The organism is Streptomyces sp. 351MFTsu5.1 (assembly GCF_000383655.1).
GTDB lineage: Bacteria > Actinomycetota > Actinomycetes > Streptomycetales > Streptomycetaceae > Streptomyces > Streptomyces griseorubiginosus.
On the sequence record NZ_KB911782.1, the window covers coordinates 205,814 to 223,958 of the forward strand.

At 71.8% G+C, this 18,145-nt stretch carries 16 protein-coding genes; 10 read left to right on the top strand and 6 right to left on the bottom strand.

What is annotated here, in order from left to right; translation table 11 throughout:
• Positions 1 to 34: 34 nt before the first annotated feature.
• Complete coding sequence (locus tag H295_RS0119895; RefSeq protein WP_020137101.1) at positions 35 to 1,429, top strand: nucleobase:cation symporter-2 family protein; 1,395 nt, start codon at positions 35 to 37, stop codon at positions 1,427 to 1,429.
• Here the strand turns inward: H295_RS0119895 and H295_RS0119900 are convergent.
• Entirely contained in the window at positions 1,349 to 1,702 is a 354-nt protein-coding gene (locus H295_RS0119900) for an ArsR/SmtB family transcription factor (protein WP_020137102.1), read from the bottom strand. The two genes, H295_RS0119895 and H295_RS0119900, sit on opposite strands and share 81 nt — an antisense overlap.
• 149 nt (positions 1,703 to 1,851) lie before the next feature.
• On the opposite strand from H295_RS0119900, the gene H295_RS0119905 reads away from it, so the two are divergent.
• Positions 1,852 to 2,931, top strand: coding sequence for an NADH:flavin oxidoreductase/NADH oxidase (locus H295_RS0119905; protein WP_020137103.1), 1,080 nt, complete (start codon positions 1,852 to 1,854; stop codon positions 2,929 to 2,931).
• Between the two features lie 32 nt (positions 2,932 to 2,963).
• Here H295_RS0119905 and H295_RS0119910 read toward each other — a convergent pair whose 3' ends face one another.
• Positions 2,964 to 4,334, bottom strand: a complete 1,371-nt coding sequence (locus H295_RS0119910) for a PHB depolymerase family esterase (RefSeq protein WP_020137104.1) — start codon at positions 4,332 to 4,334, stop codon at positions 2,964 to 2,966.
• Positions 4,335 to 4,573: 239 nt separating this feature from the next.
• Here H295_RS0119910 and H295_RS0119915 point away from each other — a divergent pair, with 239 nt between their 5' ends.
• Positions 4,574 to 5,551, top strand: coding sequence for a pectate lyase family protein (locus tag H295_RS0119915; RefSeq protein ID WP_020137105.1), 978 nt, complete (start codon positions 4,574 to 4,576; stop codon positions 5,549 to 5,551).
• 50 nt (positions 5,552 to 5,601) lie between these two features.
• A complete protein-coding gene (locus H295_RS0119920; protein WP_028809549.1) occupies positions 5,602 to 6,405 on the top strand; it encodes a pectate lyase in 804 nt (267 codons plus the stop codon).
• A 65-nt stretch (positions 6,406 to 6,470) separates the two neighbouring features.
• On the opposite strand, the gene H295_RS0119925 is transcribed toward H295_RS0119920, so the two are convergent.
• Complete coding sequence (locus H295_RS0119925) at positions 6,471 to 7,229, bottom strand: PaaX family transcriptional regulator C-terminal domain-containing protein (protein WP_043217671.1); 759 nt, start codon at positions 7,227 to 7,229, stop codon at positions 6,471 to 6,473.
• 55 nt (positions 7,230 to 7,284) lie between these two features.
• Between H295_RS0119925 and H295_RS0119930 the strand changes: the two genes are divergently transcribed.
• Positions 7,285 to 8,949: an acyl-CoA dehydrogenase family protein gene (locus H295_RS0119930; protein WP_020137108.1), complete on the top strand. Its 1,665-nt coding sequence runs from the start codon at positions 7,285 to 7,287 to the stop codon at positions 8,947 to 8,949.
• 137 nt (positions 8,950 to 9,086) lie between these two features.
• Entirely contained in the window at positions 9,087 to 11,234 is a 2,148-nt protein-coding gene (locus tag H295_RS0119935) for a hypothetical protein (protein ID WP_020137109.1), read from the top strand.
• Positions 11,235 to 11,463: 229 nt separating this feature from the next.
• Here H295_RS0119935 and H295_RS0119940 read toward each other — a convergent pair whose 3' ends face one another.
• Positions 11,464 to 12,051: a hypothetical protein gene (locus H295_RS0119940; protein ID WP_020137110.1), complete on the bottom strand. Its 588-nt coding sequence runs from the start codon at positions 12,049 to 12,051 to the stop codon at positions 11,464 to 11,466.
• Positions 12,052 to 12,353: 302 nt separating this feature from the next.
• On the opposite strand from H295_RS0119940, the gene H295_RS0119945 reads away from it, so the two are divergent.
• A complete protein-coding gene (locus tag H295_RS0119945) occupies positions 12,354 to 13,439 on the top strand; it encodes a WD40/YVTN/BNR-like repeat-containing protein (RefSeq protein ID WP_020137111.1) in 1,086 nt (361 codons plus the stop codon).
• 54 nt (positions 13,440 to 13,493) lie between these two features.
• Here the strand turns inward: H295_RS0119945 and H295_RS0119950 are convergent, their stop codons facing one another.
• Positions 13,494 to 14,330: an MOSC domain-containing protein gene (locus tag H295_RS0119950; protein WP_043217652.1), complete on the bottom strand. Its 837-nt coding sequence runs from the start codon at positions 14,328 to 14,330 to the stop codon at positions 13,494 to 13,496.
• Positions 14,331 to 14,576: 246 nt separating this feature from the next.
• Here H295_RS0119950 and modA point away from each other — a divergent pair, with 246 nt between their 5' ends.
• The 3 genes from modA to H295_RS0119965 are packed head-to-tail and all read left to right on the top strand — an operon-like array spanning position 14,577 to position 17,343.
• Positions 14,577 to 15,404 carry a molybdate ABC transporter substrate-binding protein gene (gene modA, locus H295_RS0119955; RefSeq protein ID WP_020137113.1) on the top strand — a complete coding sequence of 276 codons (828 nt, stop codon included), beginning with the start codon at positions 14,577 to 14,579 and terminating at the stop codon, positions 15,402 to 15,404.
• Positions 15,401 to 16,279 (top strand): molybdate ABC transporter permease subunit, encoded by an 879-nt coding sequence (gene modB / locus H295_RS0119960; protein ID WP_020137114.1) that lies wholly within the window; start codon positions 15,401 to 15,403, stop codon positions 16,277 to 16,279. Before modA ends, modB begins: the two co-directional genes overlap by 4 nt.
• Positions 16,276 to 17,343 carry an ABC transporter ATP-binding protein gene (locus H295_RS0119965; RefSeq protein ID WP_020137115.1) on the top strand — a complete coding sequence of 356 codons (1,068 nt, stop codon included), beginning with the start codon at positions 16,276 to 16,278 and terminating at the stop codon, positions 17,341 to 17,343. Before modB ends, H295_RS0119965 begins: the two co-directional genes overlap by 4 nt.
• 16 nt (positions 17,344 to 17,359) lie before the next feature.
• On the opposite strand, the gene H295_RS0119970 is transcribed toward H295_RS0119965, so the two are convergent.
• Positions 17,360 to 18,136: an aminoglycoside phosphotransferase family protein gene (locus tag H295_RS0119970; RefSeq protein ID WP_063741192.1), complete on the bottom strand. Its 777-nt coding sequence runs from the start codon at positions 18,134 to 18,136 to the stop codon at positions 17,360 to 17,362.
• Positions 18,137 to 18,145 lie beyond the last annotated feature (9 nt).

Consider the following 18,145-nt stretch of genomic DNA (forward strand, 5'->3'; position numbering starts at 1 on the left):
TCAACAAACTGTGCAAGGAGCTTACGGTCCCCCCATGACCCAGCACCCTGTCCTGACCAAGCACCCCGTCGACGAAGTCCCCCCGGTCCGGCAGCTCGCCGCCTTCGGCCTCCAGCACGTGCTCGCGATGTACGCCGGCGCGGTCGCCGTCCCCCTGATCATCGGCAGCGCGATGAAGCTGTCGCCCGCGGACCTCGCGTACCTCATCACGGCCGACCTCCTCGTGTGCGGCATCGCCACGCTCATCCAGTGCGTCGGCTTCTGGCGTTTCGGCGTACGGCTCCCCATCATGCAGGGCTGCACCTTCGCGGCCGTGTCCCCGATGGTGCTGATCGGCACGACCGGCGGCGGACTGCCCGCGATCTACGGCTCGGTGATCGTCGCCGGATTGGCGATCATGCTGCTCGCACCGGTCTTCGGCAGGCTGCTCCGCTTCTTCCCGCCCCTGGTCACCGGCACCGTGATCCTGATCATCGGGATCTCGCTGCTGCCGGTCGCGGGCAACTGGGTGGCCGGTGGCGTCGGCTCCGCGGACTTCGGCGCGCCGAAGAACATCGCGCTGGCCGTGTTCGTGCTGGCGGTGGTGCTGGGTGTGCAGCGGTTCGCCCCGGCCTTCCTGAGCCGGATCGCGGTACTGATCGGCATCGTGGTGGGCCTGCTGGTGGCCGTGCCCTTCGGGTTCACGGACTTCGACGGGGTCGGAGACGCCGACTGGGTCGGGATCAGCACCCCGTTCCACTTCGGTGCGCCCACCTTCGAGTTCTCGGCGATCGTGTCGATGCTGGTGGTGGCGCTGGTGACGATGACCGAGACGACCGGCGACCTGATCGCGGTCGGCGAGATGACGGACCGCAAGGTGCAGCCTCGCTCCCTCGCGGACGGTCTGCGCGCGGACGGCCTCTCCACCGTGCTCGGCGGCGTCTTCAACACCTTCCCGTACACGGCGTACGCGCAGAACGTCGGCCTCGTCGGGATGACCCGGGTGCGCAGCCGCTGGGTCGTCGCCACGGCCGGCGGCATCCTGGTGCTGCTGGGACTGCTGCCCAAGCTGGGCGCGGTGGTCGCGGCGATTCCGGCACCCGTGCTCGGGGGCGCGGGCCTGGTGATGTTCGGGACGGTGGCGGCGAGCGGCCTCAGGACCCTCGCCCAGGTGGACTTCAGGGGCAACAACAACCTGACGGTGGTGGCCGTCTCGGTCGCCATGGGGGTGCTGCCGGTCGGGGTGCCGACGATCTACGGGAAGTTCCCCGACTGGTTCCAGACGGTGATGAACAGCGGGATCAGCGCGGGCTGCCTGACGGCGATCGTGCTGAACCTGCTCTTCAACCACCTTCCCGCGAGGTCCGGTTCAGCCGCTCCCGACCCGGACGGCCTGGCGGGCGGCGGCGTCGAGGAGGGCGTCGAGAAGCCCCGGGAAGAGATCGTCTAGGTCGTCCCCGCGCAGGCCGTTCATCTTGGCCGTGCCCTGGTAGACCTGGCGGATCACCCCGCTCTCGCGCAGCACCCGGAAGTGGTGGGTGGTCGTCGACTTGGTGACAGGCAGGTCGAAGTGCGAGCAGGAGAGCTCGGCGCCGGCCGCGGCGAGCTCCCGCACGATCCGCAGGCGCATCGGGTCGGAGAGCGCGTGCAGGACGCCCTCCAGGCGGATCTCGTCGCGCTCGGGGTGCGGAAGATCCCGGCTGCTGACGGCAGGGGAGGTCACGGCGGCTCACTTCTTCCGGTCTACCGGTGTTCCGGGAAAGCTTCGGGCGAGCCCATAGTACGAGAACTCTCGTAGTTTGACATCTGACGTACTACGGTGTCTATCGTACGAGTCGACCAGCACCGGTCCCGTGACGATTGGAGCCCGCCGTGAGCGCACTCTTCGAGCCCTTCACCCTGCGCGATGTGACGATTCCGAACCGGGTGTGGATGCCGCCGATGTGCCAGTACTCGGCCGCCGCGGAGGGTCCCGGGACCGGCGCCCCGAACGACTGGCACTTCGCGCACTACGCGGCCCGCGCGGCAGGCGGGACGGGTCTGGTCGTCGTCGAGGCCACCGGCGTCAGCCCCGAGGGCCGCATCTCCCCCTACGACCTCGGCATCTGGAACGACACCCAGGTCGAGGCGTTCCGTCGCATCACCCGCTTCCTGGTATCGCAGGGCACCGTCCCGGGCATCCAGCTCGCCCACGCCGGCCGCAAGGCCGCCACCGACCAGCCCTGGAAGGGCGGCGCGCCCCTCGCCCCGGACCGCCTGGGATGGCAGCCGCTGGGCCCGAGCCCGGTGGCCTTCGACGACAAGCACCCGGTCCCGGCAGAACTGACGACCGCTCAGATCGCCTCAGTGGTGGGACAGTTCGCCGACGCGGCCCGTCGTGCCCTCGCCGCCGGCTTCGAGGTCGCCGAGATCCACGGCGCCCACGGCTATCTGATCGGCAACTTCCTCTCCCCGCACAGCAATCGGCGCACCGACGAGTACGGCGGCTCCTACGAGAACCGCACCCGCTTCGCGCTGGAGGTCGTCGACGCGGTGCGCGCGGTCTGGCCCGACGACAAGCCGTTGTTCTTCCGCATCTCGGCGACCGACTGGCTGGAGGACGGCGGCTGGACCCCGGACGACACCGTCCGCTTCGCCCGCGACCTCCAGGCGCACGGCATCGACCTCCTGGACGTCTCCAGCGGCGGCAACGCGTCCGGCGTCCGCATCCCGGTCGACCCCGGCTACCAGGTCCCCTTCGCCGCCCGGGTCAAGGCCGAGACGACGCTGCCGGTGGCCGCGGTGGGCCTCATCACGGACGCCGAGCAGGCGGAGAAGATCCTCTCCAACGGCGAGGCGGACGCGGTCCTGCTGGGCCGCGAGCTGCTGCGCAACCCGTCCTGGGCCCGGCACGCGGCGCGCGAGCTGGGCGGGGACGTCCACGTGCCGGACCAGTACCACCGCTCGGTCTGACACCGGACGTCCCACCCAGGGGCACGCGGGGCTCAACCCGCCGTGCACGCCTTCCCGTTGAGCGTGAAGCCGCTCGGCGCCGCACTGTTGCCGCCGTGGTTCGCCTGGTAGCCGATGCCGACGCTCGCGTTCGGGGCGATCGTCCCGTTGTACGACACGTTCGTGGCGGTCACGGCCCCCGAACTCGGGGTGTACGTGGCGCCCCATCCGCCGGTGATGGACTGGCCGCCGGGCAGGGTGAAGGCGAGTCGCCAGCCGTTGATCGCCGACGTGCCGGTGTTGGTGACGGTGACCGAGGCCGTCAGACCGGTGCTCCAGGCGTTGGTCGTGGCCGTCACCTTGCAGGCGCCGGGCTCGGGTTGGGGCGCCGGCCCGCCGCCGTCCAGACCGAAGAAGGTCAGGGCCCGGGCGGCCATGCCCGCGCCGTAGGCGTTGTGGCCGACGCCCCGGAGACTGACGGCCTCCACGGGGGCGCGGTCACCGGTGGCGCCGTACCGGGTGCGGGTCCAGCCGGAGACGGGCGAGTCGGTGGCCGCGGGCGTCTGACCGACGCCGAGGACGTTCGTCCACTGCTTGATCTCCTCCCCGAAGTTGGGGTAGCGCAGCACGTCGTCCTCGGTGCCGTGCCACACCTGCATGCGTGGCCGGGGGCCGGTGTAGCCGGGGTAGGCGGCGCGCACCAGGTTGCCCCACTCCTGCGGGGTACGGATGATCGTGCCGCCCGCGCAGGCGCTGTTCCACTCCGAGCCGTCGGTGGTCGCGAAGCAGCCGAAGGGGACGCCGGCGAAGGCCGCGCCCGCCGCGAAGACGTCCGGGTAGTCGCCGAGCAGGACGTTGGTCATCATCGCGCCGGAGGAGTTGCCGGTGGCGTAGATCCGGGCGGTGTCGGCGGAGTAGGTGCGGACCGTCCAGTCGATCATCGACTTGATGCCGACGGGATCGCTGCCGCCGCCCCGCTTCAGGGCCTGCGGCGAGGACACGTCGAAGCACTTGCTGGCGCGGGTGACCGAGGGGTAGATCACCACGAAGCCGTGGGTGTCGGCCAGTCGGGCCCACTCGGTGCCGTTGTACATGGCCGGCCCCGAGCCCGTGCAGTAGTGAACGGCCACGACGACGGCCGGGTGCGGGGAGACGTTGGCCGGCACGTACAGGTACATCTGGAGGTTGCTGGGGTTCGTGCCGAAGCCCGTCACCTCGGTGAGGGTCGCGGCCGGTACCGCCTCGGTGCGTGCCGAGGCGGTGGGTGCGCAGAGGAGAACCGCCGCGAGTAACGACAGCACGGCCGTCAACGCCGAACACAGCCGACCGGTCGCGGAGTTGCGGGGGGTGGCGGACACGTCGATGCCCCTTTCCATCAGCGGGAGGAGTCGGGATCTCTCGGAAGGGAAGCGTCCGGCGAGCATCGTGGCATGCACATGGCCGCCATGGAAGCGCTCCCACACGTCGAAAGAATTCGCTTGACGCAAAGCGTTGACCAGAAAGCGCTTGCCCCCTACCTTCCGTTCAGTGATGTGAACGATTCCGCGGGATCTGATCCACACATCACCGCTCTGCACTGCACCCTGCGTTCAACATGGTGATCGCTCATCACATACATGTCCAAGCTCGCTCCATGCAGGCACCACGAAGGGACGCACCCCGCATGCGTACTCGCCCCCCACGTACACACGCGCAAAGATCCGCTCTGGCCGCCGGTGCGGCCGCGCTCGCGACGGCGGCCGCGCTGGCCGTCCCGCAGCCGGCCGGGGCCGCCGAGACCTCCCCCATCGGTTTCGGCGCCGGAACCACCGGCGGCGGCAGCGCTTCGGCGGTCACCGTCTCGACCCTGGCCGCCTTCAGGACGGCCGTCACGGGCAGCACGGCGAAGGTCGTGAAGGTCAACGGCCTGATCCCCCTGAGCGGCACGGTCGACGTCGGCTCCAACACCACGGTGCTGGGCGTCGGTTCGTCGTCCGGGTTCACCGGCGGCGGACTGCGGCTGAAGAAGGTCACGAACGTCGTCGTGCGCAACCTGAACATCAGCAAGCCCCTCGCGCCCGCCGACGGCATCGAGGTGCAGGCCTCGACCAGGGTGTGGATCGACCACAACTCCTTCTCGGCGGACCGCGATCACGACAAGGACTACTACGACGGTCTGCTGGACATCAATCACGCCTCGGACAACGTCACGGTGTCCTGGAACACCTTCAAGGACCACTTCAAGGGCTCGCTGGTCGGCCACAGCGACAACAACGCGAGCGAGGACACCGGTCACCTGAAGGTGACCTACCACCACAACTGGTTCAACGACGTCAACTCGCGCATCCCCAGCCTGCGGTTCGGCACCGGTCACTTCTACGACAACTACGTCGTCGGCGCCGAGACCGCGGTGCACTCGCGGATGGGCGCCCAGATGCTCGTGGAGAACAACGTCTTCCGCGGTACCGGAGTCGCCGTCACCACGAACCGGAGCAGTGACGTCGACGGCTACGCCAACCTGCGCGGCAACGACCTCGGCGGAGCCGCCACCGAGATCTCCCGCGTCGGCACCTTCACCGCCCCGCCGTACGGCTACTCCGCCGAGCCCGCGTCCTCCGTCGTCGCCTCGGTGACCGGCGGCGCGGGCGCCGGAAAGCTCTGACCACCCACATCGCTCAACCGTCCACCCCCTACGGAAGAAGGACTCGGGACATGACTTCTTCGACACCTCCACGCGCGCGTAAGCGTGCGCTGACCGGAGCCACGGCCGCACTCGGCCTCTCGATTGGCATGATCATGACCATGCAGGCACCGGTCGCGAGCGCCGCCACCTGGCCCTCCGCCAACGGCAGCCAGGCGGTCTCCTCGACCATCCAGCTGTCCGGCACCAAGGACTACGGGATGAAGCGCCTGTACGGCACCGGCGACCTGGGCAGCGGCAACCAGGACGAGGACCAGGGGCCGATCCTGAACCTGGCCGCCGGAACCGTCCTCAAGAACGTCATCATCGGGGCGCCCGCCGCCGACGGCATCCACTGCGCGGGCAGCTGCACGCTCCAGAACGTGTGGTGGGAGGACGTCGGCGAGGACGCGGCGACCTTCCGCGGCTCCTCGTCGTCCAACGTGTACACCGTCTCCGGCGGTGGCGCGCGGTCGGCCAGCGACAAGGTGTTCCAGTTCAACGGGGCCGGGACGCTCAACGTGTCGAACTTCGCGGTGCAGAACTTCGGCACCTTCGTGCGCTCCTGCGGCAACTGCTCGACGCAGTACAAGCGGACGATCAACCTCAACACCATCGAGGCGACCTACTCGGGGAACAAGCTCGTCGGCATCAACACCAACTACGGCGACAGCGCGACCCTGAAGAAGATCACGATCGTCGGCGACTCCGGCAAGAAGATCGTCCCGTGCCAGAAGTACATCGGGAACAACACGGGCAAGGAGCCGACCACCAACGGCAAGGACCCTGATGGCACCTACTGCAAGTACACGACCTCCGACATCACCTACAGGTAGTCCTGTCGGCAGGTGAACGCGGCCGTACGGAGCGTCTTTGCCCGACGCTCCGTACGGCCGCCGTGTCAGGCACCTCGGTCGCGCTGGGGGACGGTGTCCGCCAGCTCCCGCCGATAGGCCGCGTACGCGGACCGCAGCGGTACCCCCGGCCAGTCCGGCGGCAGGAGCTCGGGCGGCAGGACCGGATCGGCCAGCAGATGCCGTACGACCGCCGCGAAGCCGGTGAGCCGGTCCGCCGGCCGCTCCGCGCGGGCGACGTGGGCGAGCAGGGCCCGGGCGTCGGCCGCCCAGCCGTCGAGGGGCCACAGCGCGGCGGCCAGTTCGGGCCCGGGGCGGTCGAGGCGTGCCGTGCCGCGCTGGGCGACCGCGTCGAGGTCGTCGGGGAGCCGTCGCTGCAGGTTGGCGGGGCGCAGCCAGACGCCCTCACGGAGTTCCGCGAGTCTGAGGGCGGTCAACCGGGCGCGCAGCTCGGCGCGTTCGGCCGGGCCACGGCCCGTCGCGGTGATCACGACCATCTCCCAGTCGCCGCTCCACGCGCGCGTGGAGGGGTGCACGGCGTCGTCCTGGCGGCGCTGCCGCGCGAGCAGACGGTCACTGAGGCCGTAGACGGAGTCGGCGCGCCGCAGGTCACCGGCGCCGACCATCCGACTGAGCGCGGCACGCAGCGTGGAGCCGCCGACCCCGAACGGCTCCACCGCGCGGATCAGGTCCTTCACCGGCATCTCCGGCGGATGCGCGCCCAGCAGCAGGCTCAGCACGACCGACCGCGCGGAGAGCGGTCGCAGGTCCACCTCACCGGGCTGCACCGACACGTCCCTCCGCATGGCCAGCACTGTACGTCCTGTTGCACTATTGCTACGACCGCAGAGCATGTGCAACATGGGCTCCATGGCCTCCTCCCCCGCGCTCGAAGCGTCCGCCACCCACACCGTCACCAACCAGCCGCCGCCCCTCGCTCCCTACGACGCCTCCGCCGACGTCGTTCTTCTGGAGGGGCTGCGCCGCGAGGGCGCCGGCTGGGCCGAGGAGCAGGTGCGGCGGCTCGGGCTGCGGGCGGGCTCCGCAGAGGCCCAGGAATGGGCGGATCTGGCCAACCGGCACGAGCCGGTGCTGCGCACGCACGACCGTTACGGCAACCGTGTCGACGAGGTCGACTTCCATCCGAGCTGGCACCACCTGATGCGGACCGCCGTCGCCGAGGGGCTGGCCGGCACCCCGTGGGCGGAGGACCGGCCGGGCGCCCATGTCGCCCGCACCGCGGGCGGGTTGGTGTGGGGGCACACGGACGCGGGCCACGGCTGTCCCACGTCGATGACGTACGCGGCGATCCCGGCGCTGCGCCGGGAACCGGACCTGGCGAAGGTCTACGAGCCCTTGCTGACCGGCCGCGAGTACGAGCCGGAACTCAGGGTCCCGGCCGAGAAGCGCGGGCTGCTGGCGGGCATGGGGATGACCGAGAAGCAGGGCGGCTCCGACGTCCGCACGAACACCACGGCGGCCACGCCGACCGCCGAGCCCGGGGTGTACACCCTGCGCGGCCACAAGTGGTTCACCTCGGCCCCGATGTGCGATGTGTTCCTGGTGCTGGCGCAGGCGCCCGGTGGGCTGTCGTGCTTCCTCGTGCCGCGGATCCTGCCGGACGGCAGCCGCAACACCTTCCGCATCCAGCGCCTCAAGGACAAGCTCGGCAACCGCTCCAACGCCTCGTCCGAGCCCGAGTTCGACCGGACCGTGGCCTGGCTGGTCGGTCCCGAGGGCCAGGGCGTCAAGACGATCATCGAAATGGTCAACTGCACCCGCCTGGACTGCGTGATGATGTCTGCGACCCTGATGCGCAGAACCCTCGTCGAGGCCGGCCACCACGCCCGGCACCGCAGCGCGTTCGGCGCCCGGCTGGTCGACCAGCCGCTGATGCGCAACGTCCTGGCCGACCTCGCGCTGGAGTCCGAGGCCGCCACCACGCTCACCCTCCGGCTGGCGGGCGCGGCCGACCGTGCGGTGCGCGGGGACACCGGTGAGCAGGCGTTCCGCCGTATCGCCACGGCGGTGGGCAAGTACTGGGTCACCAAGCGGGGTCCGGCCTTCACCGCGGAGGCCCTGGAGTGCCTCGGCGGCAACGGCTACGTGGAGGAGTCGGGCATGCCCCGGCACTACCGGGAGGCCCCCCTGCTGTCCATCTGGGAGGGGTCGGGCAACGTCAACGCCCTCGACGTCCTGCGGGCGTTGCGCCGCGAGCCGGAGACCGCCGAGGCGCTGTTCGGCGAACTCGCCCTGGCCCAGGGGGCGGACGCCCGTCTGGACGCGGGCGTGGCCCGGTTGAAGGACCTGTTGACGACGGCGTCCGAGACAGGTGCCCGACGCCTGGTGGAGCACATGGCGCTGACGCTCCAGGCCTCCCTCCTCGTCCGGCACGCTCCGGCCGCGGTCGCCGACGCCTTCTGCGCGAGCCGGCTGGGCGGCGACTGGGGCCATGCCTTCGGCACCCTGCCCGATGCCACGGACCTGGACACGGTCCTCGCGAGGGCACTGCCCGGCGACAACTGAGGCCGTTCCAGGACCTCCTGGCGAAAACCGGTCCCCCGCCCTGTCCGGATCGCTCACCGTCACCCACCGATTCCGCTTCGTTGTCAGTCCCGTGGTGCAGACTCCGATCAGTTGCTGCTTCGCCTGGGGAGGACAACGTGTTCACGGGGATCGACGAGGTCGACTGGGCCTCGCTGCGGCATGCGTACGGCAGCGCGGAGGATGTGCCCGCGCTGCTGCGGGGACTCGCCTCCGCGGACCGGGTCGAGCGGGAGACCGCCCTCGACGGGATGTACGGGGCCGTCCACCACCAGGGCGACGTGTACGACTCGACCCTGGCCTGCGTTCCGTTTCTGCTCGCGCTCGCGGCGAGCGGGGAGGTCGCGGACCGGGCGGGCATCGTCGAACTGCTGGTGAGCATCGGGGGCGAAGGGCGGGAGGACGGGATCCCGGGCCCTGCGGGCTCTCACGGCAGCGCCCCGGGTCCCACGGGCTTTGACGACCGGGTCCCGGGCCCCGCGGGCTTTCAGGACGGGTATTCGTTGCGGGCCGCCGGCGACGATGACCTGTGCGCGCGTGCCGCTGTCGGGGTGCGGGCCGGCGCCGAGGTGTTCGTCCGGCTGGCGGGGGACGCCGACCCCTCCGTCCGCCGGGCCGCCCCCGCGGCACTCGTGGGCTTCCTCGACGAACCGGCCCGTGTGCTGGGGCTGTTGCGGGAACGGTGCGCCCTGGAGCGGGACGACCGGGTCCTGCAGGCCCTCACCGAGAGCCTGGGGCTGTTCGTCCGGCGCCGTCCCGGACACGCCGCCGAGGCAATGGAGTTGCTGACGACCCTCAGCTCCGAGCCGTACGCCCCGGGACTGCGCCTGGCAGCCCTCGGCCAGCTCGTCACCTGCGCTCCCGACCACCTGCCGGCGGACCTGGTGCCGGTCGCCGTCGGACTGCTCAGGGAGCGTTCCGCGCGGCGGTCCGCGGGACGGGACGGCGTCGGCTGCCCGCACTCCGACACCCTCGCGAGCCGGTTACGGCGGCTCCGGCCCTCGGACGAGGAGGGCTCGCAGCTGCTGCGCACCCTGCACCGCGGTCTCGGTGACCGGCTCGACCTGCGGAAGGCCCTCCTCCGGGGGCAGTTGACCAGCCCGGACGTCATCGACCGCTGCAACGCCGTATGGATGGCCGCGGGGCTCCTCCGCGAATGGCGGGCCGACTGGACCGAGCCGGTGTCCCTGATCGGCGCTCAACTCGGCGTCGAGGAGGGCCGGTTGCGGGAGGCGGCCGTGTCCGTCCTGGAGGATCTTCACACCCTGGCCGCCCCCGCCGCCGACGACCTCGCCGCTCTGGTGGCCTCCCGCCCCGATCTCTGGGTACGGCGGTGGGAGCGCGGGGCGCCGACCCTGGGCGGCCCGCTCAAGGCACTGGCGAGGTGCGGGGACCAGCGGGCGGTGCCGGTGCTGGCGGAGGTGCTGGACGGTCCTGTCGTGCCGGACGATCTGGGGTATGTGATCGGTCATCTGGGCCGTTCCGCCGCGCCCCTCGGCGCCGCGTTGCGCCGACGGCTGGGCGAGACTCCCCTGGACTCCCCCGGGGTGTTCGAGCGGGCCGTGCCGCTGCTGTCGGCGGTGGCCGCGCTGGGTGACGCGGAGGCGGTGCCCGAGGTGCTGCGGGTGTTGCGGGGCGTACCGGCGGGGGCACGGCTGCGGGACGCGGTCGTGGAGTCGGCCGTCCGTGCGCTCGACGCGGTCGCGTCGGAGGGAACCGGCGCCCACGCGCCCGAGGTCATACCGGTGCTGCGTCAGCTGCTGGGGACGAAGTACGCGGCGGTCGTGGCGGGGCCGTTGTGGTCCGTCGAGGGAGACGCCTCGGCCGTACTGCCCGTGCTGACCGCGGAGTTGGCTGAAGGACGGCCCCGGCGACGGGCCGCCGCGGGGGCGCTGGCGCGGCTCGGGCCCGCGGCGGGTCCGGCCCTGGCGGAGCTGCGGCGGACGGTACGCGCGGACGACCTGTGGGAGCGGGTCGCCGCCGCGTGCGCGGTGTGGCGGATCAGCGGGGACGCGGACCTGTCCGCGCCGGTGCTGAGAGCGGCCTGGACGCAGAACCCGCACACCCGCCGGACCATCACGTCCTGCCTTGTCGCGCTGGGCCCCGCGGGCGCACCGCTGCACGATCTCGTCCGCGCGGAAGTCAACGCCCGGCGACGGCACCTTGCGTTGCCGGGCGGCGGGCGCGGGAGCCAGGACGTGCTGGACGACGAACGGTTGGTGCAGGCGTGTGGGGAGGTATTGGCGGGGGCGTCGGGGCGGAAGTGACTGGGCTGGAGGACGTGGGTGACCGAAGGCCGGGGCGGGTGGCCGAGCGTGGGGGTGTGGGTGGCCGAAGGCCGGGGCGGGCGGGACTGACCGCGGCCCGAAGACGTGAATGCCCGGGGGCCGGGGACGCGAGTGCCCGGGGCTGATGGGCGTGCCCCTGGTGCCACGGGCGATCTGGACGGCCATCCCCCGGCCGCTCACACCCCGGGCCGGCCCTCACGCCCGCCGCTCACCTCCCGTCCGCGCGCCTCCCGCCCCACAGGGGGCCGAAGTGGGCCCAGTCCGTGTCCCACTGGTCCAGGCGGCGGCGTTCCAGACGGCCGCGGAGGACTCGGGCGCCGACGAAGGGGACGGCGGCGGTGCTGACACCGACCAGCACACCGATGAGCGCGGCACGGATCTGGGCCTGGCCCTCCGTCGCGGGCTGGGTCATCAGACGACCGTGGGCGTCGGTCCAGATCGTGACCGGCGTGCCCTGGGTGCTGCCGGGGTCGACGCGGACCTGCCCCGTGTGGCCGGAGCCGTCGGCCCCGGTCCAGGCCACCTCGCCCCACACCCGCTCGCCGCTGGACGTACCCGGGTCGGCCGTGCCGGGAGCGTGTTCGGTGAGCCGGGCCACCACCGGCTGCCATTCGACGCGCTCCCGCGCCAGCTGATGCTCGACGGTCCGGCTCACCGCCAGCCCCGCGCCCACCCCCGCCAGCAGGGTGAGCAGCCAGGCACCGAGCACGACCCACGCCTCGAGGGTGTCGGCACGGCGCCTGAGCGGATTGCGCCGCCACCGCCACAGCCAGACCTTGGGACCACGGAACGCCATCGAAGGCATCCTCCTCATGAGCGACGGGCGCACGAACATGCCGGACCGCTCTCCCATACGGGAGAGTCCCCCTCGATGCTCACGGGTCTCGGCGAGTTCTCCGTCACCACCGTCCCCCGGCCGTGGGCCCGCGCGGGCATCTTGGCGAAAGACACCCGTCAAGGGCGGCGGACGGTTATCATCCCCGCCCTTACCTGCTCTGACCTGCGGCGAAGCCGACTCCAGAGGTGACTGTCAGTGGTGGGGTGCAGACTGGCCGGTGGCTGGGACAAAGACGTCAAAGCACAGCGGAGGTGACCGGAATGACAGAGAAGCTGCTTGCCGTGGGGACACGCAAAGGTCTGTTCATCGGGCGGGCGCGCGGCGGCACCTGGGAGTTCGACGAGAGCCCTTGCTTCAACGCGCAGGCCGTGTACTCGGTGGCGATCGACACCCGGGGCGAGCGCCCACGGCTGCTGGCCGGAGGGGACAGCGCGCACTGGGGGCCGTCCGTGTTCCACTCCGACGACCTGGGCCGCACCTGGACCGAGCCCGCCCGGCCGGCCGTGAAGTTCCCGAAGGACACCGGGGCCTCGCTGGAGCGGGTCTGGCAGCTGCATCCGGCGGCCGCCGAGCCGGACGTGGTGTACGCGGGCACGGAACCGGCCGCGCTGTACCGCTCCGAGGACCGTGGGGAGAGCTTCGAGCTGGTCCGACCCCTGTGGGAGCATCCGACGCGTTCGAAGTGGGTGCCGGGCGGCGGCGGTGAGGGCCTGCACACCGTCCTGACCGACCACCGGGACCCACGTGCGGTCACGGTGGCCGTCTCCACGGCCGGGGTGTTCCGTACGAAGGACGGCGGGGCGAGCTGGGAGCCGTCCAACTCCGGTGTCTCCGCGGTGTTCCTGCCGGACCCGAACCCGGAGTTCGGCCAGTGCGTGCACAAGGTCGCGCGGGACGCGGCCGACCCGGACCGGCTGTATCTCCAGAACCACTGGGGTGTGTACAGAAGCGACGACGCGGGTGCGCACTGGACGGACATCGGCGAGGGACTGCCGTCCACCTTCGGCTTCGCCACGGCCGCGCACCCGCACCGCGGTGGGACGGCGTACGTCTTCCCGATCAACGCCGACGCGGACCGGGTCCCGGCCGGCCGCCGGTGCCGGGTGTTCCGTACGGCGGACGCGGGCAGGAGCTGGGAGCCGCTGACCGCGGGGCTGCCGCAGGAGGACCACTACGGCACGGTGCTGCGGGACGCGATGTGCACGGACGACGCGGACCCGGCCGGCGTCTACTTCGGCAACCGCAACGGCGAGGTGTACGCCTCGGCCGACGACGGCGACAGCTGGCGGCAGTTGGCCTCCCATCTGCCGGACGTGCTGTGTGTGAGGGCGGCGGTGATCGGCTGACCGGGCACGGAGAGCCGGGGCAGGAGGTGACCCAGAGGTCCCGGGAGGGCGGCCTCAGCACAGGGTGATCGTGTCGCCCACCCGGACCGTGCCCGCTTCGAGGACGTCCAGGTAGACGCCGAGACAGGAGAGCCGGCCCAGGTCGAGGACGGGGACGCGGTGCTCGCGGGCGACCGCGCGCATGATGCCGGGGTCCGGCGGGAGCTCGTCGTGACCGAGGGTCGGGATCACACAGCGGGGCGTGGGCACCAGCACCCGGAACAGCGCCTCACCGGCCCGCAGCCGGGCGCCCGGCCAGGTGTCCTCGGGGAAACCCGGCTCCCCGCCGGTGTCGACGACCAGGTTCGGCCGGAAACGGCGGGCGTCGAAGTCCCCGGCGGGATGGACCTCGCGCATCCGGGCCAGGGAGGCCGTGGTGAGGAGATGGACCCGGCCGAAGTCGAGGAAGGTGCCCGGGGCGACGCTGCCGGTCGTGATGCTCGTCCCGGTGGCATCGACGGACGCGGACTCCCGCACCCTGTCCGGGATCCCGCCCTCGTACTCGGGCACGGCACGTTCGAGCCTGCTGTGCTCGGGCACGACGACCGAGAGGAAGACCTTGCGGCCCAGCAACTCGGACAGCCGTACGTCCAGTTCAGGGTCCTCGGCCGACAGGGCGGTCCCGTCGGGCAGGGCGATCCGTACCCTGCCGCGGTCGTCCCAGAGGCTGCGGCAGCGCAGCAAGGCGCCCCACTTGCGCGGGTGTTTGGCACTGCCGACCGCGCCCGTCCCGTCGAGCACGGCGTAGGTCCGGTCCCCACGGAACCCGCTCTCCGTGACCGTCACCGCGCTCACGGCCTCGCCCAGCATCGACTTCACCGGATAGCGGTACAACGCCGCCACACTCCCCATGGATCAAGTATCCCGGTGGGCGGTGCCTCCCCGACCGGCGTCCGGCACGTCGCACGTACAAACGCACATGCCAACCTCATGGATCAAGGTTCATGCTCATGCAATGACACAAGAGACTTTGGCCTCGCATATGCGGCACTATGATCGACGGTGGGAGTCGCACCGCCGAGCGTGATGTCGAGCGACCGTTGGTCAGGCCGCGAGGCCGTAGTGGGGTCCGTGAGGACCTTGAGGAGTGGACCCGTGATGACCCGTTCCGTGCGCACCCGCAGCCGTCGGCCCGTGCAGGCGGCCGCCCTGGGCGCCGCCGCGCTGCTGGCCCTGAGCGCCTGCTCCGGCTCCGACGACTCGAGCTCTGCGAAGTCGGGCTCCGCGCAGCCGGGCTCCGGGACGAAGATCTCCGGTGACATCACCGTCTTCGCCGCGGCCTCGCTGAAGGAGAGCTTCACGACGCTCGGCAAGGACTTCGAGAAGGCCCACCCCGGCACGAAGGTCACCTTCAGCTTCGGCGGCAGCGACTCCCTGGCCGCCTCCATCACCGGCGGGGCACCGGCGGACGTGTTCGCCTCCGCCAGCCCCAAGACGATGAAGGTCGTCACGGACGCCGAGGACAACGCCGGCGCGCCCGCCACCTTCGTCCGCAACCAGCTGGAGATCGCCACCCTGCCGGGCAACCCCGACCAGGTCGCCTCGCTGAAGGACCTCACCGGCAAGGATCTGAAGGTGGTCCTGTGCGACAAGACCGTCCCTTGCGGCGCCGCCGCCGAGAAGGCGCTCACGGCGAGCAAACTGAAGCTCACCCCGGTGTCCTACGAGGAGGACGTCAAGTCGGCCCTCAACAAGGTGGTGTTGAAGGAGGCCGACGCGGCCGTCGTGTACCGGACCGATGTGAGGGCGGCAGGTGACAAGGTGGAGGGTGTGGAGTTCCCCGAGTCCGCCGACGCCGTCAACGCCTACCCGATCGCCCTGCTCAAGGAGTCGAAGAACACCGAGACCGCCAAGGCGTTCATCGCGCTGGTGCGGTCCGCCGAGGGCCAGAAGGTCCTGACCGCGGCCGGGTTCCTCCGGCCATGACGCTCAGCTCCCCCCGCGGGACCGACGCCGCGGACACCGTCACCGGTGGTCCGCGGCGACGCCGTGCCTCCGGGTTCCGTGGGAGCCCGCGGACTCGCGGCGGTGCTCCGCTGCCGCTGCTCGTGCCCGCCCTGATCGGCCTGGCCTTCCTGACCCTGCCGCTCGTCGCCCTGCTGATCAGGGCTCCCTGGCGCAGCATGCCCGACCTGCTCACCAGCCCCGAGGTCTGGCAGGCGCTCCGGCTCTCCCTGGTGTGCGCGACGGCGGCGACGGCGGTGTGTCTGGTGATCGGGGTGCCGCTGGCGTGGCTGCTGGCCCGCGTGGACTTCCCCGGCCGTGGCCTCGTGCGGGCCCTGGTCACGCTGCCGCTGGTGCTGCCCCCGGTGGTCGGCGGTGTCGCCCTGCTCATGGCGCTGGGCCGCAACGGGGTCGTCGGCAAGTGGCTGGACTCCTGGTTCGGCGTCACGCTGCCCTTCACCACCACCGGGGTGGTGATCGCCGAAGCGTTCGTGGCGATGCCGTTCCTCGTCATCAGCGTCGAGGGCACCCTGCGCGCCGCCGACCCCCGGTACGAGGAGGCTGCCGCCACGCTCGGCGCGTCCCGCTTCACCGCGTTCCGCCGTGTCACCCTTCCGCTCATCGCCCCCGGTGTCGCGGCCGGCGCGGTCCTGGCCTGGGCGCGTGCGCTGGGGGAATTCGGCGCGACGATCACCTTCGCGGGCAACTTCCCGGGCCGCACCCAGACCATGCCGCTGGCCGTCTACCTCGCCCTTCAGAACGACCCGGAGTCCGCGATCGCCCTCAGCCTGGTCCTGCTCGCCGTCTCCGTCGCGGTCCTGGCGGGGCTGCGCGACCGCTGGATGAGCGCCTCATGACCGAGACCGGCAGGACCGGCGCCGCTGCGGGCCTGGACGCCCGTCTCGTGGTCGAGCGCGGCTCCTTCCACCTCGATGTCGCGCTCGCGGCGGCGCCGGGTGACGTGGTCGCGCTCCTCGGCCCGAACGGCGCCGGCAAGACCACGGCACTGCGCGCGCTCGCCGGTCTCGTGCCGCTGTCCGCCGGCCATCTGCGGCTGGACGGGGCCGAGTTGGACGGCACCCCGCCGGAGTCCCGCCCGGTCGGGGTCGTCTTCCAGGACTATCTGCTCTTCCCGCACCTGAGCGCACTGGACAACGTGGCTTTCGGGCCGCGCTGTCACGGGGCGAGCAAGGCGGCGGCCCGCGCGCAGGCCGCCGTATGGCTGGAACGTCTGGACCTCACCGCGCACGCGTCCGCCAAGCCCGGGCGCCTGTCGGGCGGGCAGGCCCAACGGGTGGCGCTGGCTCGCGCGTTGGCCACGCACCCGCGGCTGCTCCTCCTCGACGAACCCCTCGCCGCCCTCGACGCCCGCACCCGTCTCGAGGTCCGGGCCCGACTCCGGCACCATCTGAGCGAGTTCGAGGCGGTCGCGGTCCTCGTCACGCACGACCCGCTGGACGCCATGGTCCTGGCCGACCGCCTCGTCGTCGTCGAGGACGGCCGGATCGTCCAGGAGGGCACCCCGGCACACATCGCCCGGCATCCCCGCACCGACTACATCGCCCACCTGGTCGGCCTCAACCTCTACCGGGGCACGGCAGAGAGGCACACCGTCCAGGTGGAAGGCGGTGCGGAGGTCACCACCACGGAGGACCTCACCGGTCCTGTCTTCGTCGCCTTCCCGCCCAGTGCGGTCACCCTGCACCGCGACCGGCCCACCGGCTCCAGCGCCCGCAACCTCTGGCGCTGCGAGGTCGCCGGGCTGGAGACCCACGGCGACCAGATCCGCGCCGCGCTGACCGGCCCGCTCCCGCTCGCCGCCGACCTCACGACCATCGCCGCCGCGGAACTCGACCTGCACCCCGGGGCCACCGTATGGGCCACGGTGAAGGCGACGCAGACCCACGCGTATCCGGCGTGAAGGCACCCGGCGCGGCCTAAAAGCGCCCGTCCGCCTCCGGCCCGTAGGTCTCCTCGATCCACCGGGCGTCCGTGAGGTAGCGCCGGTCGTGTCCCTCGGCGACATGGCGCTGTACGGCCGTGTGGCCGGCCGCCGCTTCGGCGTGCATCCACTCCACCAGCGCCCGCAGCCGTGCCCCCGCGACGGCGGGAAGCGCCGCTCGCTCCGCCCCGGACAGGCCGTAGGCGTCGGCGAAGAGCCTCAGCCGGCGCCTTCCCTCGGGGACCGGCAGCGAGGGTTCGGCCGCGTCCGGGGCGTACAGCGGAACGAAGCGGTAGGCGGTGTACCCCACGTCCCACAGGCGCGGGGCGGGGTGGGCGGTGTCGAAGTCGATGAACGCGACGGGGAGCTGATCGCGAAAGACGGTGTTGTAGGTGGCCGCGTCGCCGTGGCAGACGACCTCCGCGGGTTCGCGCGGCGCGAACTGCCACACGTCGTCGGGCAGTCGCACGAACCCCGCCGAGGCGTCGTGGAAGTCCCGCAGCAGGCGTGCGACGGCGGTCAGCGAGGCGTCGCTGCGGACCTGGGGCGCGTCGAAGTCGTGCCCGACGTCCCCGGGCAGGAACTCGACGATCTCCTCCTCGCCGTCCTCACTCACCCCGTACGGCCGCGGTGCCCCGGTGAACCCCGCCGCCGCGAGGTGGGCGAGGAACCGCTGCACGGTCGCGCTCCATGGAGCCGCCGGGCGTCTGACCCGGTCCCCTTCGCGCACGACCTCGTTGATTCCGCCGGCCAGCACTTCGCGATCGTCCACGAAGGCACG